Annotated in this window: 17 protein-coding genes; 13 read left to right on the plus strand and 4 right to left on the minus strand. The window is 37.5% G+C overall.

The window, feature by feature from the left end; translation table 11 throughout:
- Positions 1 to 408 precede the first annotated feature (408 nt).
- The gene (locus AC3CH7_RS14215) at positions 409 to 1,206 is read left to right on the plus strand and encodes a DUF1835 domain-containing protein (protein ID WP_197224951.1); all 798 of its coding nucleotides are present in this window, start codon (positions 409 to 411) and stop codon (positions 1,204 to 1,206) included.
- 36 nt (positions 1,207 to 1,242) lie between these two features.
- On the opposite strand, the gene AC3CH7_RS14220 is transcribed toward AC3CH7_RS14215, so the two are convergent.
- The gene (locus AC3CH7_RS14220) at positions 1,243 to 2,148 is read right to left on the minus strand and encodes a LysR family transcriptional regulator (RefSeq protein ID WP_031419566.1); all 906 of its coding nucleotides are present in this window, start codon (positions 2,146 to 2,148) and stop codon (positions 1,243 to 1,245) included.
- A 284-nt stretch (positions 2,149 to 2,432) separates the two neighbouring features.
- Here AC3CH7_RS14220 and AC3CH7_RS14225 point away from each other — a divergent pair, with 284 nt between their 5' ends.
- Both AC3CH7_RS14225 and brnQ read left to right on the plus strand, forming a co-directional pair.
- Complete coding sequence (locus AC3CH7_RS14225) at positions 2,433 to 3,185, plus strand: alpha/beta hydrolase (RefSeq protein WP_031419567.1); 753 nt, start codon at positions 2,433 to 2,435, stop codon at positions 3,183 to 3,185.
- A 166-nt stretch (positions 3,186 to 3,351) separates the two neighbouring features.
- A complete protein-coding gene (gene brnQ, locus AC3CH7_RS14230) occupies positions 3,352 to 4,692 on the plus strand; it encodes a branched-chain amino acid transport system II carrier protein (protein ID WP_488381536.1) in 1,341 nt (446 codons plus the stop codon).
- Positions 4,693 to 4,744: 52 nt separating this feature from the next.
- Here brnQ and AC3CH7_RS14235 read toward each other — a convergent pair whose 3' ends face one another.
- Positions 4,745 to 5,503, minus strand: a complete 759-nt coding sequence (locus tag AC3CH7_RS14235; RefSeq protein ID WP_031419571.1) for an SDR family oxidoreductase — start codon at positions 5,501 to 5,503, stop codon at positions 4,745 to 4,747.
- A 154-nt stretch (positions 5,504 to 5,657) separates the two neighbouring features.
- Between AC3CH7_RS14235 and AC3CH7_RS14240 the strand changes: the two genes are divergently transcribed.
- Positions 5,658 to 6,239, plus strand: a complete 582-nt coding sequence (locus AC3CH7_RS14240; protein WP_012293893.1) for a TetR/AcrR family transcriptional regulator — start codon at positions 5,658 to 5,660, stop codon at positions 6,237 to 6,239.
- Between the two features lie 132 nt (positions 6,240 to 6,371).
- Here the strand turns inward: AC3CH7_RS14240 and AC3CH7_RS14245 are convergent, their stop codons facing one another.
- Positions 6,372 to 7,553: a YhgE/Pip domain-containing protein gene (locus AC3CH7_RS14245; RefSeq protein WP_099805969.1), complete on the minus strand. Its 1,182-nt coding sequence runs from the start codon at positions 7,551 to 7,553 to the stop codon at positions 6,372 to 6,374.
- A gap of 58 nt (positions 7,554 to 7,611) precedes the next feature.
- Positions 7,612 to 8,211, minus strand: a complete 600-nt coding sequence (locus AC3CH7_RS14250) for a TetR/AcrR family transcriptional regulator (RefSeq protein WP_012293895.1) — start codon at positions 8,209 to 8,211, stop codon at positions 7,612 to 7,614.
- Between the two features lie 166 nt (positions 8,212 to 8,377).
- On the opposite strand from AC3CH7_RS14250, the gene AC3CH7_RS14255 reads away from it, so the two are divergent.
- The 9 genes from AC3CH7_RS14255 to AC3CH7_RS14295 all read left to right on the plus strand — a co-directional run bounded on the left by AC3CH7_RS14255 (position 8,378) and on the right by AC3CH7_RS14295 (position 17,082).
- A complete protein-coding gene (locus AC3CH7_RS14255; protein ID WP_031419577.1) occupies positions 8,378 to 8,692 on the plus strand; it encodes a PadR family transcriptional regulator in 315 nt (104 codons plus the stop codon).
- Position 8,693: 1 nt separating this feature from the next.
- Positions 8,694 to 8,816 (plus strand): hypothetical protein, encoded by a 123-nt coding sequence (locus tag AC3CH7_RS14260; RefSeq protein WP_012293897.1) that lies wholly within the window; start codon positions 8,694 to 8,696, stop codon positions 8,814 to 8,816.
- A gap of 65 nt (positions 8,817 to 8,881) precedes the next feature.
- Complete coding sequence (locus AC3CH7_RS14265) at positions 8,882 to 9,412, plus strand: DUF2812 domain-containing protein (protein WP_099805968.1); 531 nt, start codon at positions 8,882 to 8,884, stop codon at positions 9,410 to 9,412.
- Positions 9,413 to 9,425: 13 nt separating this feature from the next.
- On the plus strand, positions 9,426 to 10,331 hold the full coding sequence (locus AC3CH7_RS14270) for an ABC transporter ATP-binding protein (protein WP_036161280.1): 906 nt from the start codon (positions 9,426 to 9,428) through the stop codon (positions 10,329 to 10,331).
- A complete protein-coding gene (locus AC3CH7_RS14275; RefSeq protein WP_031419581.1) occupies positions 10,315 to 11,559 on the plus strand; it encodes an ABC transporter permease in 1,245 nt (414 codons plus the stop codon). The genes AC3CH7_RS14270 and AC3CH7_RS14275 overlap by 17 nt, the downstream gene beginning before the upstream one ends.
- A gap of 220 nt (positions 11,560 to 11,779) precedes the next feature.
- Positions 11,780 to 12,949, plus strand: a complete 1,170-nt coding sequence (locus AC3CH7_RS14280) for a toxic anion resistance protein (protein WP_036161284.1) — start codon at positions 11,780 to 11,782, stop codon at positions 12,947 to 12,949.
- Between the two features lie 188 nt (positions 12,950 to 13,137).
- Positions 13,138 to 13,683, plus strand: coding sequence for a hypothetical protein (locus AC3CH7_RS14285; protein ID WP_012293903.1), 546 nt, complete (start codon positions 13,138 to 13,140; stop codon positions 13,681 to 13,683).
- Positions 13,684 to 13,811: 128 nt separating this feature from the next.
- Positions 13,812 to 14,723: an EamA family transporter RarD gene (gene rarD / locus AC3CH7_RS14290; protein WP_036161285.1), complete on the plus strand. Its 912-nt coding sequence runs from the start codon at positions 13,812 to 13,814 to the stop codon at positions 14,721 to 14,723.
- A 454-nt stretch (positions 14,724 to 15,177) separates the two neighbouring features.
- The gene (locus AC3CH7_RS14295) at positions 15,178 to 17,082 is read left to right on the plus strand and encodes an endonuclease MutS2 (protein WP_036167905.1); all 1,905 of its coding nucleotides are present in this window, start codon (positions 15,178 to 15,180) and stop codon (positions 17,080 to 17,082) included.
- Positions 17,083 to 17,084: the final 2 nt, after the last annotated feature.

Genomic DNA, 17,084 nt, shown 5'->3' on the forward strand with positions numbered 1-17,084 from the left:
AGGCAAGTACGGCATGTAGTATAATGAAAATAGTTTGCTGAAAGTAGTGAAGGAAGGGCATTATTGGAGATTTCCATGATGCAATGAGTCATTTCGATAAAGGAGACCCATTTACCTCGTAATCTTATTTTATATGATATAGAAAAGGGATAGTTTTTTCTTTGCATTGTTACCACAGTCTTCAATTCATCATTTGAACATATTGGGTTTTAAACGCTGATTTTGGGTATAGTATTTTTAGGTACAAGCATTATTAATATTTTTATTGTTTAGTATGATTGCAGGGAAAGTTAGATCCGTCATGATTGGAACGCCTGTGATGGCTAAGCAATTAATATGGTTCAAGGTATCCTCTTTACATTTATCGGGATACAGATTGCCATTAGCATAACAGTAGGAGGAATTCACATGGCTATTTTACATATAACTTTTAGCTTAGCAACCCAGGGTTCCATGAAGCTTGCTATACGCCAACATCTTTTGCAACGTAATGAATCAGTTTTAAGTGTTCATGATGATTTCTCTTTTGGACCTCTTCACAGCTTAGAAGAGCGCATAGTATGGTTAAACACTCATATTTTGAAGGATAATGAAGAACAGCAATTATACGTAGATATGTATGAAAGCTGGAAGAAAAAAATGGCCGAACTGCCATGTGATGTGGATGTTTGGGTTTGGTATAGTCAAAATACACATGAACAGATTGGTCTACGCTATGTTATGAGTGAGTTTATTCATAAATGTAGCATGGTTTATGGGATTGACGTAACAGATGGACTGAAGCAAATTCAACCTCATCTCGATATTCGTCATACAGGAGAGCTTTCCTCAGAAATGCTGATGAAGCTTCGTCCTTACGCAAAACGATTTTCAGTTCAGGAATGTCAACAGCTTGCCAAGGAATGGGAAGACCTTAAAGAGCATTCAAGTCCACTCCGATTGTGGAAAGAGGGTATTGTACATGTCGAGGAAGATGCACTGGATACGCTCATCATTGCCAGTGTGAAGGATTTGCATGTACAATATAATGAAGAATGGCTTTTACTTATGCCTATAATCAGTACTATTAGTGTTGCCTTGGATGATTATATTAGTGATGAATTCATGATGAAACGAATAATGACTATGATTGAGCAAGGCTTCTTGCAGATAGAAGGAGATTTAACGGATTTTCATTCCTGTAGGGTGAAGTATATAGACGTATAATAAAAAGCGGTAGGCTGCATTGGGCAACCTACCGCTTTAGCTTTCCTGAGAGGGAGGAGCCATTTTCTTTTCATAAAAATCAAAGACAAATTGTTGGAATTGGCGTGCAGATGGGGACAAATAACGATTGTCAATCCAGGCCATGCCAATAATACGTTCACAAACCATATCCTCTACATGGATTTTGACGATTTTTTTCGGATTCAAATCCTCATCATCAGGAAGCAATGATACCCCGAGTCCTGCACCCACAAAACCTGCAATGGTAGAAACCTCATCACCTTCATAAGAGATTTTTGGCTTAATGCCCGCAGCATGTAACAAGCGATCAGCTGAGCGGCGGAGGGCATACCCTTTTTTCATAAGCACAAAGTTCTCATGTTCCAATTCTTTCATTTTTATGCTTTTGCGATGGGCAAGAGGATGGTCAATCGGAACCATAATAAATAACTCATCTCGCCATAGCTCCTTCCAGCTAACGGGAGGCTCTGTATCAATCGCTGCTAGTAAGCATAGGTCTAATTCGCCAGCAAGCAATTGCTTTAACTGAGAATGTGAGTAATTTTGTGTGAAATGAAAACGGATATGGGGGTGCTTCTGACGAAAAGCACGAATTAAGTCTGGTACAATACTAGTCCCAAGAGTGTGTAAAAAACCGAGTGACACATCCCCAAGCTCCGGATTATTAAGCTCTTGTAATTCTAATACTGCTTTCTCGTATTCTTTACGCATTCGTTGTACACGATATAAGAAAAGTTCACCATAGCGATTGAGCATTATGGAACGCCCCTGCCTATCAAAAAGCGGGACACCTAGTTCTTCCTCCAGCTTTGAAATTGAACGGCTTAACGCTGGCTGTGAAATTGCCAATGCCTCGGCAGCACGTGTCATATGTTCTAACTTTGCAACGGTTACAAAATATTCTAATTGTTGCCACTCCATTTTTTCACCTCTATTCTCGTAATTTTTAAGTTAACTGCATTATAACGGGAAACAAAGAGGAAGTATAGGTGGCAAAAACTTTTTAAACAGACGTTGCTTTTAATTAGAAGAATGGAAAAGTTAAGTAGCAGAAAGTGTGATAGTACAGGTGTTAAGTTGACATCATTCATGCATGGTAGACATTGATTTGATAAAAACTATAAATTGTACATTATGAATAAAGGGTGTTAAGATAGACACATAAAATACACAATTAATAATTTCCGTGAAGGGGATATCCTAAAATGAAGTTAACAAAGCCACAACCTCTAACAATTGAGGGAGGCAAAAAAGCCGTACTATTATTGCATGGATTCACAGGTAGCACAAAAGATGTGAAAAAGCTAGGAGAATTTTTATCTCAACGAGGTTATACCGTTCATGCACCGATTTATAGTGGGCACGGAGTAGAACCAGAAGCACTATTAGAAACGAAACCAGAAGACTGGTGGAACGATGTTGTAGAAGGATATAACTTCCTTCAAAGTAAAGGCTATGAAGAGATCGCAGTTGTTGGCATTTCACTTGGTGGTGTTTTCTCACTGAAGGTTGCAGAGACATTTCCAGTAAAAGCATGTGTAGCGATGTGTGCACCGATTACACGAGATAACTCAAAAGGCTTATTTACACGTTTGTACCACTATGCTCGTTTATATAAACATTTCGAAAATAAATCAAAAGATCAAATTATTTCAGAATTACATGAATTACGTATTTCTCCAAAAGATTCATTAGATGGTGTAACACGTTTAACGACTGAAACACGAGATGATTTATCAACGATTAAAGCTCCAACATTAGTACTACAAGGGTCATTGGATGATGAGCTTTATCAGGAAAGTGCACCTTTCATTTTAAATACTGTAGAAACTGATGACAAAGAAATCATTTGGTATGAAAATTCAGGTCATATAATTACGTTGGATAAAGAACGTGATAAAGTATATGAAGATGTTTATAAATTTTTAGATCATATTGAGTGGTCAGTTGCAAATTAAGGAGGGGCTGTCAGAGGACAGCTCTTTTTTTTATACTAAGTTTACTATATTCAAAAAAACTATTGTAATTATAATAAATGCTTGATAACATAATTGAATTGTAATGAAAAATCATTCGATTAAAATAATTTGCTATAGTTAAAAACTTCTAAGGAGCACATCAATTATGCAACAAAAAATACCTTTCTCAACCTATGCAGTCATCGGCACTATGTTATTCGGTCTGTATTTTGGAGCAGGGAACCTTATCTTTCCAATCCAATTAGGTCAACTAGCAGGGACCAATTTTTGGCTTGGGTTAATCGGATTTTTAGTCACGGCTATCGGTCTACCATTTTTAGGAATTTTAGCGATTGGCTTATCAGGTAGTAACGGTTTGCGCGATCTAGCGAGCCGTGTTCACCCCATCTTCGGTATTGTCTTTTCACTAGCCCTTTACTTAACAATTGGCCCGTTTTTTGCCATTCCACGTACTGCGACCGTACCATTTGTAGTGGGCTTTGAGCCTTATATTCAAGCACAGCATGTTACATTATTGCTGGCCGTGTTTAGCTTCATTTTTTTCGCCATCGTTTATTATTTTTCGTTAAATCCAGCGAAAATTATGGATTACATTGGTAAATATTTAACACCAGCCTTTTTAATTGTATTATTCATTTTAATTATTACGAGTATCGTAAAGCCAATGGGGGATTTCCAACAACCAATGGGCGATTATATAGATGCTGCCTTTATGACAGGCTTTAAAGAGGGCTATAATACGATGGATGCTTTAGCTTCCCTTGCTTTCGGGATTGTGGTCATTAATGCAATTAAAAGTGCAGGCATTTCCGATCGAAAGGAAATAGCGAAGGCGACATGGACGTCAGGTATATTTGCAATGGCCCTAATGATGCTTATTTATGGCCTGATTACGTATATGGGCGCTTCCAGTATTTCTGCGGTAGGTACCTTTGAGAATGGGGGATTAATTTTTTCCGCAGTGGCAGATCATTATTTCGGTTCGTTCGGTGCTATTTTATTAGCCGTTATCATTGTGCTCGCTTGTTTAAAGACAAGTATCGGCTTAATCACTTCATGTAGTGAATTCTTCCATGAAGTGTTTCCGAAAGTAAGCTATAAATGGTTTGTCTTTTTATTGTGTCTCGTATCCTTTGTCATTGCCAACTTCGGATTAAACAATATTATACAATTCGCCATCCCAGTGCTGATGTTCCTATATCCACTTGCGATTGTTTTAATTTTACTGGCTCTTAGCTCATCGTACTTTCACAATAAGCAAGCGGTGTATGCCATCGCAATGATTTTCACATTTTTCATTAGCGTAATTGACGGCTATAAAGCTTTAGTGGCAAGTATACCTGAAGCACAATTACGTGTATTGGATGCTGTAGAGAAGGCTTATTCATCAATCTTACCATTTTATGATATTGGGTTAGGGTGGATATTGCCAGCAATCATTGGAGCAATACTTGGAGCTCTAATTCCTTCTAAAAAAGTACTATAATAATAAAGAAGCACGCACAGAAAATGATAGCTGTGCGTGCTGTTTTACTATATTAGTAAGCTGTCCAGCCACCATCTACCGCAATAACTTGCCCGTTCACAAAGCTTGCTTCATCAGAGCCAAGGAAAATAGCTAATTGGGCAATTTCCTCAGGTTGACCAGCACGAGGATTAATCGATAAACCAAGTGATTGGCGTGCTGCACCTGTTTGACTCATATTTGTCATGGAAGAGGCGATATTCGTCATAACTGCCCCTGGTGCAATACCATTACAGCGAATATTTTTATCCGCATACATAAAGGCTGTATTTTTAGTTAATCCAACAACGGCATGTTTAGACGCAGTGTAAGCAGCTCCTGCTCGTGCACCATATAAGCCACCAGCGGAAATATTATTGACAAAGACACCATGTCCTTGGGCGAGGAAAATGTCTGTTGCCATACGCATGGAGCGCATCACGGCTGTTGTATTAACCGCAAATACTTTATCCCAACGTTCATCAGAAATTTCCCCGACTGGCTCCATACCATCCATGATACCGGCGTTATTGACTAAAATATCTAATTGACCAAAGTACCTTTTTGTTTCATCAAATAAACGTTGTAAGTCTTCTGTTGATGCGACATTTGTTTGAATGGCAAAAGCTGTACCCCCAGCCGCTTGAATGCCTTCCACCACAGCTTGGGCACCTTCTATATTTAAATCTGAAACGACAACCTTAGCACCCTCTTTTGCATAACCCTCTGCTATAGCTTTCCCCATACCTGAAGCTGCACCTGTGACTATGGCTACTTTACCTTCTAATCTCATCTCAAAGACCTCCTCATACTATTTTTTATAGATATTGAACATCTGTTCATTAAAATCATATAATAAATATGAAAGCGATTTCAATATGCAAAATATCTGGATGTGTTGAGTAATCAACACTTTTGGAAAAACTGTTTACTTAGGAGCTGAAAAAATGTCTACAACAGATTTACGAGTTATTAAAACAAAGCAAGCCTTACACTCAGCTTTATTGACACTGCTTAGTCAAAAGCCATTGGAGCAGATTTCTATTGCGGAAATATGTAGAGAGGCCAAGGTGAATAGGGGGACATTCTATTTGCATTACGAGCAAAAAGAAGGACTCTTTGAAGAATACTTTCAAGAGATTATGGAGGATTTATACCAGTCCTACGAAGAACCTTACCGTGCCGTGACAACATTGGATACACACCAACTAGATCCAGACACAATTCGTATTTTTCACCATATTGAACGCTTTAAAATGTTTTATCGAATTGTGTTTTCCAAAAACGTTCCATTAACGTATTATTACATGCTGTTTGATGGAATTTACTCATTGCTAAAGAGAGATATCACCCTGCATCACGAACATCAAATGACAGCATCGATTTCAATTGATTATTATAGCGCCTACCAAGCAAACGCGATTATCGGACTCATTATCCAATGGTACCGTGGCGACTTTAGCGACAGCGTGACCGTCTTAAATCAGCAGCTAGCTGCCATACTGAAAAATGTTCGAAATGGTGGGTAGAGCAGAAAGAGGTGAATAAAACGCAGAAAGTGATGGATCGAGCATGAAAAGAGGTGGATAAAATGCTCAAAAGGGATAGCCCCCACTCTGTCCATCACCGAAGGAACAGAGCCTAGGGGCTATAAAATACAACTAACTAGAACTCTTAGCAAGTGCGGGTTTTATTGCTACGGTCACTGTAGCGATTGTCAGAGTGACAAGTATGATGATACCTAAGGAGCTACTATTTTGTAGCAAATTATCGGCACTTCCTCCGAAAATAATAGTGTAATAGCCATCGGCACCGTAAGAAGCGGGTAGCATAGCAGCTATTTGCTTGTAACCTTCAGATAGCATGGTTTTTGGAACGAGCACTCCAGAGGTTACTAGTTGGAGGGATAGGGCACAAATATTGAAGACCATGCCGATATTTCCAAAAAGAATGACGAAAACCTGGGCTAGGCAAAGGAAAGCTAGGAACATCACAGATTGGAAGAGATAGATGGATAGAAAGCTTTCATTGCTCGAAATAGTAAATAGATGCATTAAACCGATTGTAAGGAATGGTAAAGTAAGAGCTACTCCAACATTGAGCAGCTGTCGTGCAAAGAACAATTGCCATTTTGAGAGAATACTTTGTACCTTTTGTGCGGCTTGCTGATGTTGCATAATCATCACCATTGCCCCTACAAAGGAGGATATAATGACCATAAGTGGGATAAAGTTTGCTGCAAACCCCTTCACATCATTCGTTTTAAGAATAGTAGCATCGACGGCGTGATCTTTAATTGACATCATGGTTGTATGGACAGATGCGTTTATTTGCTGGGAGGTATTTTGCTCAAAAGGAAGCTGTGCAAATTGTTGGGAAAAAACCTCGATTGCCTGATTTTGTTGTAATGGGTAGAGCATTCGGTTCATTTCTTCTGTTAATTGCTTAGCGACACTATCCATCATGTTTTTGGCCATACTAGCATTGGCCTGATTAATCGAATAGATGATTTCTGCTTTTTCTCCAGTCTGAAGTTGATTCGTAAAATTTGCGGGAATTTGCATAATCATATTAATTTGGCGTTCATTTAGGGCATGCTCTGCTTGCTTCAACGAGGAATATTTTTTTACCGTAAATGGAATGTTGTCCTCCATATCCTTTACAATTTGTTGTCCCATCCCCGTATCTTCCACAACGAAGCCTATCGATAATTCATCAGCTCGCTCATTGACACCGTCATAGGCTGTCATCCAAATTGTAAAGAAAATTAATTGGAAGGCAATCGCAGCAACAATGCCAATATATGTTTCACGAACGCTCAATAAAGTTTGTAAACCTTTCATTGTTAAACTACCCCTTTATAAAGTAAGTACTTACTTGCATTGGAAGGAAAAATTTTTTCTAGGAAACGAGTCCCCTAGAAAAAATAGCAACACTTGTCTGTAATAGTTCTTCGGTTGGTATGTCAGACACCATAGTACCAAGACGTGCACGTGACATAAAATGGCCAAAGTTAAGCGCAATAAGCGATAATGCGGCAGCTTCAAAATCAACCTCTCTTATCTTCCCTCGCTGTTGCATTTCTTGAAAGTACTGGCAGAGTTCCTTTTTGATCAAAAGAGGGATATTTGCAATTTCCTCACTGATTTCAGGAAACTGAATGGACTCCTTAAAGCCAATCATTACCAAATCTTTAATCGACATTAAGAATTCAAAATGCTTTAAAGAAAAGTTTAATAAATCCTTTTCTAATTCCCACGTAACATTTTGATGGATCTCCTGTTGTAAAAGAGGATAATACGAAAATTGTTCAACTATGGCTTTCAAGAGGCCACGCTTATTGCCAAAATGGCGGAAAAGTGTAACTTCATTGACGCCTGCTAATTCAGCAATCGTTTTCGTTGTTGCGGCAGTATAGCCCTTTTCGCTAATCAATTGTAGAGCAGCTTCGATGATTCGTTCTGCGGTTCCCTTTGTTGTCAAACATAAACTTCCTTTCATGCAAGTAATCACTTACATGCTAACACAGTGCATGCTTCTCTGCAACATAATAATCCATTTCAATGAAATAATCGTCAACAAGAATATTGACAACTATATCGACGACTGATATATTTTATTTGTATCGGCTGACGATATATTGGTGGACGATATAAAGGGGGATTGTATGACACAGGAGCATCCGCCGTTAACTGAAGGCGTATATTATATTTTATTAGCTTTATATGAGCCTAGACATGGTTATGGCATTATGCAATTAGTAGAGGAAATGAGCAGTGGGCGAGTACGCTTAGGCGCTGGTACCATTTATGGGGCCATTAAAACTTTGCTAGAACGAGGCTGGATTGAGGCGCTCGACGATGACGGTCGAAAGAAAGAATATGTAATAACAGAAACTGGAGAAAAGGTAGTTGAATACGAAATTTTAAGATTAAGGGAACTTTTTGACAATGGTATCCGTATAACGAGAGGAGCTGAATAATATGCATACATATCGATTAATGATTAATCCATATGCATTTGTCCTATTATTCTCATTCCCATTATATAGGCTTATACGTGTACGCAATCGATTGAAGAAAGAGCTAAATATATTTTCAGATTAGTGGACGTCCATTATTTTCTGGGAAATCAGAAAATAGTGAAAGAACTTCCTATAAGGGGTGAGAGGATGGAAAAAAGAATTTACCGTTTTTTTGTAGATTATGAAAAGGAAGAACGGTGGGTCAATGAAATGGCAGATCGGGGGTGGAATCTTAAAAAAGCAATTGTAGGTTTTTTTGTTTTTGAAAAAGGAACACCACAACAATATATTTATCGAAATGAATTTGTGAATAGGAAATCGAAGGATTATTTTGAGTTTCTAGAGATGATGAATATAGAATGTGTGTACAAATTCGGTGGTTGGGCATATTACCGAAAACCAAAGGCAGAGGGGCCATTTGAATTATTCTCAGATACTACCTCTAAAATTAGCTATATAAAATCGATGAATCGTATTTTTATCGTACTGTTGCTAGTCAATATAGTGGCTGGTCTTTATAATCTTTCGTTAGGAACGTGGGGGCCATCTTTAAAAGTAGTCAACACCAGTGTAGGGTGTTTAAATTTTATCGTATCCATAATGGTGTGTATCTCTATTTTAAAAAATGCAAACCGTAAAAAAAGATTGAAGGAAAATTTACATATATTCGAAGGGTAAGGAGGATGACAACATGACTTTACAGTTACAGCATGTCACGAAGAAGTATAAGGATTTTACGGCTGTAGATGGATTGGATTTTACAATTGAAAAAGGTGAAATCTTTGGTCTAATTGGCCAAAATGGTGCGGGGAAAACAACCACTTTCCGTATGATCTTAGATTTACAGGAGACAACAGCAGGTACAATTACATGGAATGGTCAGCCAGTTAATGCGATTAACCGAGATGTCCTAGGATATTTACCAGAGGAAAGAGGTATTTTCCCAACGATGAAAGTCGAGGAGCAGTTATACTTTTTTGGTGAGTTACGTGGGATGAAAAAGGCGGAGCTGAAAAAGGAAATTGATTTTTGGATTCAACGTTTTGAGCTGGAGGAAAAACGTAAAGATAAGGCTGAAACGCTATCAAAGGGAAACCAGCAAAAAGTACAGCTTATTGCCAGCTTTATCCATAAACCTGAATTTTTAATTTTAGATGAACCGTTTAGTGGATTGGACCCGGTTAATAAAGACTTATTAAAGGATGCCATTCTCCTTTTAAAGGAACAGGGTACAACCATTTTGTTCTCTAGTCACCAAATGGATAATGTTGAGGAACTTTGTGATCACTTATGCCTATTAAAAAGAGGTGTTTCGTTATTCTCTGGTAGTCTACTAGATTTAAAGAAGCAATATGGCAAAACAAAACTGGCCGTAAGAACAGATTGGTCAACCACACAGCTATTGGCGTTAGAAGGCGTCAAGGAAGTACGTGTAGAGAAGGAACAAACCGTTCTTACATTAGTGGATGAAAGCTATGCCCAAAGTATTTTTGAGCAGCTTTCCAATGGGAAGTATATCGAAAAATTCAGCTTGGATTATTTATCATTAGATGAAATCTTTAAAGATAAGGTAGGTGGCAATGTTGTCGAAGTTTAATTTATTAATGAAACAATTATATAAATCAAAAATAAAATCAAAATCCTTTATTTTAATGACATGTTTATATGTACTTGTAATGTCTGTAGCTGTTTTCTGGTCTGAAATTAAAGAGCTTTTTACAGGTGATGATGAAGCACAGCAAATTGCCATTATCAATGATACGTCCGCTGATTTAAGTGGTATCTTTGTTTCCAATGGGGACATGGCTTTTATCCAAGATGAAAAGGATATACCAGCACTTGAAAAAAAGGTAAAGGATGGCAAGCTAGATGCCATTGTGACAATTAAGGATCAAGGCGGTCAGCTACAAGCAGAAATTGCTACGTTTACACCATTGAAATTAAACGATCAATCGACATTGTCATCCTTATTGCAATATGCTGGTCAGCACTATGCGGTTCAGCAATTATCACTATCACCTGAACAGGCAGCACAAATTATGGCCGCACAAACGACGATTTCCACTAAAAACTTAAATGAGGAATCAACGGGTGGGAAAAGTGAAGAAGAAAAGCAATCAGGCTTAGTTGTTTCCTATGCAGTTGGGATTTTAATTTATTTCTTTATTTCTACATTCCTATCTATGATTACGACTGAAATTGCCTCTGAAAAAGGCTCGCGAGCAATGGAAATGCTTTTAGTAAGTGTCAAGCCAACTACTCATTTTAAAGCAAAAATTGCAGGTGTATTATTACTCGCTTTAACACAGATGGGTATTCTTGCAGCAGTATTCCTCATCTATGCTAAACTCGTAAAAGGCGGAATAGTTTGGGATATGGCGGCTGACATTGTCAAAGAGCTGTCAGTTGGTTACGTTATCTATGCCATTGTATTCTTATTGCTAACGGTTATCCTATATCTTATCATTGGCGCATTATTCGGCTCATTAGTATCGAAAGTTGAAGAAGCAGGTCAAGTATTAATGCCGGCCATGATTATTACGATAATCGGCTTCTATGTCATGCTAACAGGGATGGGTAATCCAGATACAATCATCATTAAAATATTCTCTTATATCCCGTTAACATCAGGAATGATTATGCCAATGAGGATAGGTGCTACTGATATCGGGGGTATAGTGCCATTGCTATCTCTAGGTATTTTAATCGCAACGATTATAGTCGTGTACCTATTTAGTTTATCGTTCTATAAACGCAGTGTACTGACATATAGCTCAGGCGGTGTCATTCAAAAAATAAAAACAGTATTAAAGGTAACAACTTAAGTGTTAAGCAGCTACACGATGATGTAGCTGCTTTTGGTCGTTCCATACCAATGATAGAAAACAATGTAAAGGAATTTGCGTAATCAGTCGAATTTTGTTTAGAAAGAAGCTATAATTTAAAAAAGAGCATGAAATTGGTTTTGTCTTTCTATCGTAATGAAACCTTTTTCCAAGGTAATCGTAAGTAAATTGTAGAGATAAATTGCAGGGGGTAAAACGTATGTCTGAATTCAACAATGATCTTTTAAAATCCAAGGACCCATTCGCTTCTGAAAATCCTTTATTACAGCCTAATCCACTTATGCAACAAGAGCCTGAACAAAAGCCGGTACTTGTTTCTGAGCAAGAGCTATCACAAATTGCGCAAAACCAGCTTATGCTAAAGAAAGATCCAGAGGTTCATGCACTTGCTCAACGCATTGATGTTAAAGATCAAATCGCCATGCTAGAGCTTGGTAAGGAAACAGCAAGTGGCATTTCTACTTTTTCAGATAAAATGCTGGCTACTATGAAGTCCAGCAAACTAGAAGAATCGAGTGTCCTATTAAATAATTTGAATAAAATTATGGATAAATTTGATCCTCAAGATTTTTCAGAGGAGAAAAAGGGTGGCTTCATCTCCAAGCTCTTTAATAAAGGAAAAGAGCAATTGGAAAGATTCCTATCTAAATATGACAGCATGAATAAGGAAGTAGATGTGATTTACCGTGAAATTCAAAAATATGAAGGTGAAATGAAGCGTAATACAATTGATCTTGAAAATCTATATGATCAAAATTTAAATTACTTCCAATCTTTAAGTAAATTTGTTGCTGCAATTGAAGTAAAGATAGAAGATGTTCGTTCAACATTACCAGCCCTTGAGCAAAAGGCTCAAACTGGCGATCAATTAGCAGCAATGGAATATGAAACAATGCTACGTGCAGTGGAATTATTAGAGCAACGTCGCTATGATTTAGAAATGGCGCAGCAAGTATCATTCCAATCCGCACCTCAAATACGTTTAATGCAACAAGGTAATAACCATTTAATTGCGAAAATTAACTCAGCCTTTGTGACGACAATCCCTATTTTCAAACAAGGTTTAATTCATGCAGTTACTTTAAAGCGTCAAAAGCTTATTTCCGATTCTATGAGTGAGCTAGATCGTCGTACGAATGAAATGCTCGTGCGTAATGCTGAAAACATTAGTAAAAACAGCGTGAATATTGCACGTGCTGCAGGCAGCCCAAGCATAAAAATTGAAACAATTGAAACAACATGGCAAACGATTATGACTGGTATTCAAGAAACAAAGCAAATTCAAGCTGAAACAGCCAGAAGTCGTGAAGAGGGTCGTAAACGTATTGAACGTTTGCAATTAGAATATGAAAAATTGAAAAAAATGTAATAATGGAAGCTTCTTGTAGAAAACGTTGCAAGAAGCTTTTTTATTTGTATGTGTTATATGTTCTTTGACAAAAAGTAAAATACTGATTATGATAAAATTAAATGAGAATGATTATCAAATAAAAAAGGAAGCGAACAGATGTTATACAAAGCTTTACGATTACATGAAATAATTCGTGGAGGAGTGAAATGATGACCAATAAAATAAGTTCCTCTACATTGTCGTATGAGCCTTTTGAAGATGGAACGCTTGCTCTTAGCGCAGCTGAAACTTTAATGCTTATTCCACAAAGCCGTTATTTAGAGTTATTGCAAAAAGAAAAAGTGTACAGTGCTAGACATACCGATTTAGATAAAAAGCAAAATGGAATAGAACAAGAATGCAAAATATTAAAAAAACAAAATGCAGCACTTACAGAGGACTTGCAAAAATCAAAGCAGCAAAACATAGTCCTTCAAAAAAAAGTAACGGAATATAATTGCGTGGTAGAGGAAATGCAGGTGCTACGACAACAAAATACGGAGCTACTAATTGAATTAAGTAAATATACGTCTTTGTCGAGGGAGTCACTAACAGGACCACTTAAGTCAATGATAAAAAATATGCGAGAGCAGGGGGTTGGCATAAAGGAAATTCATATACGCATCAAACGCCAAATCAATCCAGATATTAGCTATAGTACAGTGCGCAAATATATCTCCGAGCTAGAATCAGAGCAGAAGGATGGACGGTGATAGAAGTAGTTAAGAAATTTGGCATTTACAGTTGCCACTCAAAGCCCTATAATGAGTCTATTCTTTAACTAGTTTAACATTATGTGAGGTCGCTATTGATTTCACTAAGAGTAGGAGCGTTAGTGGCAATGTCAAATGAGAAAAAAGGGGTTTTGGCGGCATTTTTTGCCTATGCCTTTTGGGGTGCCTTTCCTCTCTATTGGAAACTACTTGAACATGTACCAAGTATGGAGATTTTATTATCCCGAGTGATTTGGTCGTTTGTCTTTACTGTACTGGCTGTCATCGTATTTCGAATGCGTAAAGACCTTATAGCGGACTTAAAATATTTATGGTCACATCAAAAGCATTTCTGGCAGCTTGCGGGTGCTTCCTTCGTCATTTCAATGAACTGGTACTTGTATATTTGGGCAGTTACCCATAACCATTTAATTGAAACAAGCTTAGGCTATTATATAAATCCGCTCTTGTCTGTTATTTTTGGAGTGATTTTCTTTAAAGAATCGCTAAGTCGCGCACAATGGGTAGCGACAGGAATTGCCTTTCTGGCCGTTATTATTTTAACGATTAATTATGGCTCTGTGCCATGGGTAGCACTGTTAATTGCGCTATCTTTTGCTATATACGGCGTATTGAAGAAGAAAATTACACTGGATGCTACAAGAGGATTAGCTATTGAAACATTATTGATCCTACCATTTGCCTTAGGCTATTATGTTTATCTATTTTCAACCCATCAAGCTTCGTTTTTACATGTTGACGTAAAAACAGATATTTTGATGATTTTCAGTGGTTTAGTAACAGCTGTACCACTCATCCTATTTGCAAAAGGTGCACAAAATATTCCATTATATTTATTGGGCTTTATCCAATACGTTTCACCAACCATTGTTTTGATTTTGGGTATTGTACTGTACAAAGAGCCATTTAGTCAGACAGAGCTTTTAGCATTTAGCATCATTTGGGCAGCATTATTACTATTCTCAGGTTCCAAGATTATAGAAACGAGAAAAGCCCATCATAAATCAGTAGACTTGTAGAATTTTCTACAAGTCTTTTTTCTTATTTGCACAATATTGAGCCGCACCTTTACAATTTAGTCAGCATATAGTAAGATGATGTCAATAATTAGATAACAATGATATAAAATGAGAGGTGCTTTTTGTGAGTGCGGTAGGTTCTAACTAGGTAAAAAATAAATGAAATAAATGATATGGCGACAGGGGATATATGTCATGAACAGACCCCTTATTTGGTCATGGATTTATTTCAAAACCTATGTAGATACCTACAATACTTTATCAAGCGGTGCATATATGGATGAAACTTCAGAAAATGAGGTTTTATTTGTAGTGCTATGAACACTCGCCTTTTGAAGATAGAGCTGTGGGGATTCCTCACAGCTTTTTTTATTTTGTTTAACACTTCATTGCTATCTAATATTGGGTAGGTATCTTCATGAATGATAAAAATCAGAATGAGGAGCATAAATAAATGAATTTTACTACTCTTGAGAAGTTACAATACCAAGAATTAAAAGATATCGTTAAATCCTATTGTGTAAGTGGGTTGGGGAAACAGTTATTAGATAAATTAATGCCCAGCTCAAACTTAGCAATTGTAAAAACTCGCTTGAATGAAACAACTGAGGCCCGTGTAATCGTAGATGCGGAGGGTCATGTACCATTTTTAGGTGTATCCAATATTGAGCATATCATGACCAAACTGGCAAAAGGGATGATCTTGGACCCCAGTGAGCTCATCAGCATGTCGGACTTTTTAAGAGGCTGTCGTAACATTAAAAAATTCATGTTAGATAAAGAATTTTTTGCGCCAGTTCTTTCATCTTACGCGAATTCAATGGCCGAATTTAAAAATGTGGAGGAAGAAATAAACTTTGCTATAAAAGCTAATCGTGTCGATTCAGCTGCTAGTCGAGAATTAAAGCGGATTCGTCATCATATCGAAACGACAGAGGAAAAAATAAAAGAACGCTTAACAAAATTCCTCAACAACAGTGCCAACAAAACGTATATACAGGAGTTCTTTATTAGTCAAAAGGATGATCGCTATACGATTCCAATTAAGGCTTCCTATAAAAATCATGTACAGGGGACGATAGTGGAAATCTCCTCAAAAGGGGCAACCGTTTTTATGGAGCCAAGTATTGTGGCTAAATTAAATGGAGAATTAGCTACTTTAAAGGCTGAAGAAGCGGTGGAGGAGTATCAGATATTAGCATCTTTATCAGGGCTTTTAATGGATCATCTTCACGCCCTCCATATAAATATGGAGTTGATTAGCCAATATGATATGGTCTTTGCTAAAGCAAAATTTAGTAAACAAATTGGTGGCATGGAGCCACGCTTAAATGATTATGGCTACATTCAAGTAATCAATGGCAGACATCCTTTATTACCAGGAAACGCTGTACCACTTCAATTTACGATAGGGAAAGATTACAGGAGCTTAATTATTACTGGACCAAATGCTGGTGGCAAGACGGTCGTGTTGAAAACAATTGGCTTATTAACATTGGCGACAATGTCAGGCTTTCATATTGTGGCAGATGAGGGTACTGAATTGGCTATATTCGATCATATCTTTGTTGATATAGGTGACAATCAAAGTATGGAAAATGCGTTAAGTACGTTTTCATCCCATATGAAAAATCTCTCCGACATTATGAGAGCATCCAACAATCATACACTATTAATATTGGATGAGATCGGCAGTGGTACTGAGCCGAATGAGGGTGCAGCACTGGCTATTGCGATTTTAGAAGAGTTCTATCAAATGGGCTGTATCACAGTAGCGACAACACATTACGGAGAAATTAAACGATTTTCAGAGATGCACCCAGACTTTATGAATGCGGCTATGCGATTTAATAGTGAAACATTAGAGCCTTTGTATCAGTTAATGATTGGCACGTCTGGAGAGAGTAATGCACTTTGGATTTCTAAAAAAATGAATGTCCGTGCAGAGGTTTTACAACGAGCGCAAGATTATATGAATCATAAGGATTATCAGCTGACTCGTGTGCAGGATAGTAAAATTCGAAAGCCGAAAGTAGAGAAAGCTGGCAGGGCAGCCATCATTGAATTTGCCAAGGGGGACCGAGTGAAATTATTGGATCATGATGATGTCGGGCTTGTTTATCAAGAAATGAATCAGTTCTATAATGTCACTGTGTACTATAAGGGTGAGATGCTAGAAGTTCATGTGAAACGACTTGCATTAGAGCTACCGGCAACCGAACTATACCCTGAAGGATATGATCTTGAGACTTTATTTGTCGACTATCAAGAACGTAAGCTTCAGCATGATATAGAGCGTGGTTCCAAAAAAGCATTGCGCAAAATTCATAAGCAAATAAAAGAAGATCATCAGCAGTAAGA

It is taken from the genome of Lysinibacillus sp. F12, from assembly GCF_057773605.1.

What these genes read in the sequence shown, in the direction of transcription:
- AC3CH7_RS14215 (WP_197224951.1), top strand. Translation starts at nt 409, where the DNA reads ATGGCTATTTTACATATAACTTTTAGCTTAGCAACCCAGGGTTCCATG.
- AC3CH7_RS14220 (WP_031419566.1), bottom strand. Translation starts at nt 2,148, where the DNA reads ATGGAGTGGCAACAATTAGAATATTTTGTAACCGTTGCAAAGTTAGAA.
- AC3CH7_RS14225 (WP_031419567.1), top strand. Translation starts at nt 2,433, where the DNA reads ATGAAGTTAACAAAGCCACAACCTCTAACAATTGAGGGAGGCAAAAAA.
- brnQ (WP_488381536.1), top strand. Translation starts at nt 3,352, where the DNA reads ATGCAACAAAAAATACCTTTCTCAACCTATGCAGTCATCGGCACTATG.
- AC3CH7_RS14235 (WP_031419571.1), bottom strand. Translation starts at nt 5,503, where the DNA reads ATGAGATTAGAAGGTAAAGTAGCCATAGTCACAGGTGCAGCTTCAGGT.
- AC3CH7_RS14240 (WP_012293893.1), top strand. Translation starts at nt 5,658, where the DNA reads ATGTCTACAACAGATTTACGAGTTATTAAAACAAAGCAAGCCTTACAC.
- AC3CH7_RS14245 (WP_099805969.1), bottom strand. Translation starts at nt 7,553, where the DNA reads ATGAAAGGTTTACAAACTTTATTGAGCGTTCGTGAAACATATATTGGC.
- AC3CH7_RS14250 (WP_012293895.1), bottom strand. Translation starts at nt 8,211, where the DNA reads ATGAAAGGAAGTTTATGTTTGACAACAAAGGGAACCGCAGAACGAATC.
- AC3CH7_RS14255 (WP_031419577.1), top strand. Translation starts at nt 8,378, where the DNA reads ATGACACAGGAGCATCCGCCGTTAACTGAAGGCGTATATTATATTTTA.
- AC3CH7_RS14260 (WP_012293897.1), top strand. Translation starts at nt 8,694, where the DNA reads ATGCATACATATCGATTAATGATTAATCCATATGCATTTGTCCTATTA.
- AC3CH7_RS14265 (WP_099805968.1), top strand. Translation starts at nt 8,882, where the DNA reads ATGGAAAAAAGAATTTACCGTTTTTTTGTAGATTATGAAAAGGAAGAA.
- AC3CH7_RS14270 (WP_036161280.1), top strand. Translation starts at nt 9,426, where the DNA reads ATGACTTTACAGTTACAGCATGTCACGAAGAAGTATAAGGATTTTACG.
- AC3CH7_RS14275 (WP_031419581.1), top strand. Translation starts at nt 10,315, where the DNA reads ATGTTGTCGAAGTTTAATTTATTAATGAAACAATTATATAAATCAAAA.
- AC3CH7_RS14280 (WP_036161284.1), top strand. Translation starts at nt 11,780, where the DNA reads ATGTCTGAATTCAACAATGATCTTTTAAAATCCAAGGACCCATTCGCT.
- AC3CH7_RS14285 (WP_012293903.1), top strand. Translation starts at nt 13,138, where the DNA reads ATGATGACCAATAAAATAAGTTCCTCTACATTGTCGTATGAGCCTTTT.
- rarD (WP_036161285.1), top strand. Translation starts at nt 13,812, where the DNA reads ATGTCAAATGAGAAAAAAGGGGTTTTGGCGGCATTTTTTGCCTATGCC.
- AC3CH7_RS14295 (WP_036167905.1), top strand. Translation starts at nt 15,178, where the DNA reads ATGAATTTTACTACTCTTGAGAAGTTACAATACCAAGAATTAAAAGAT.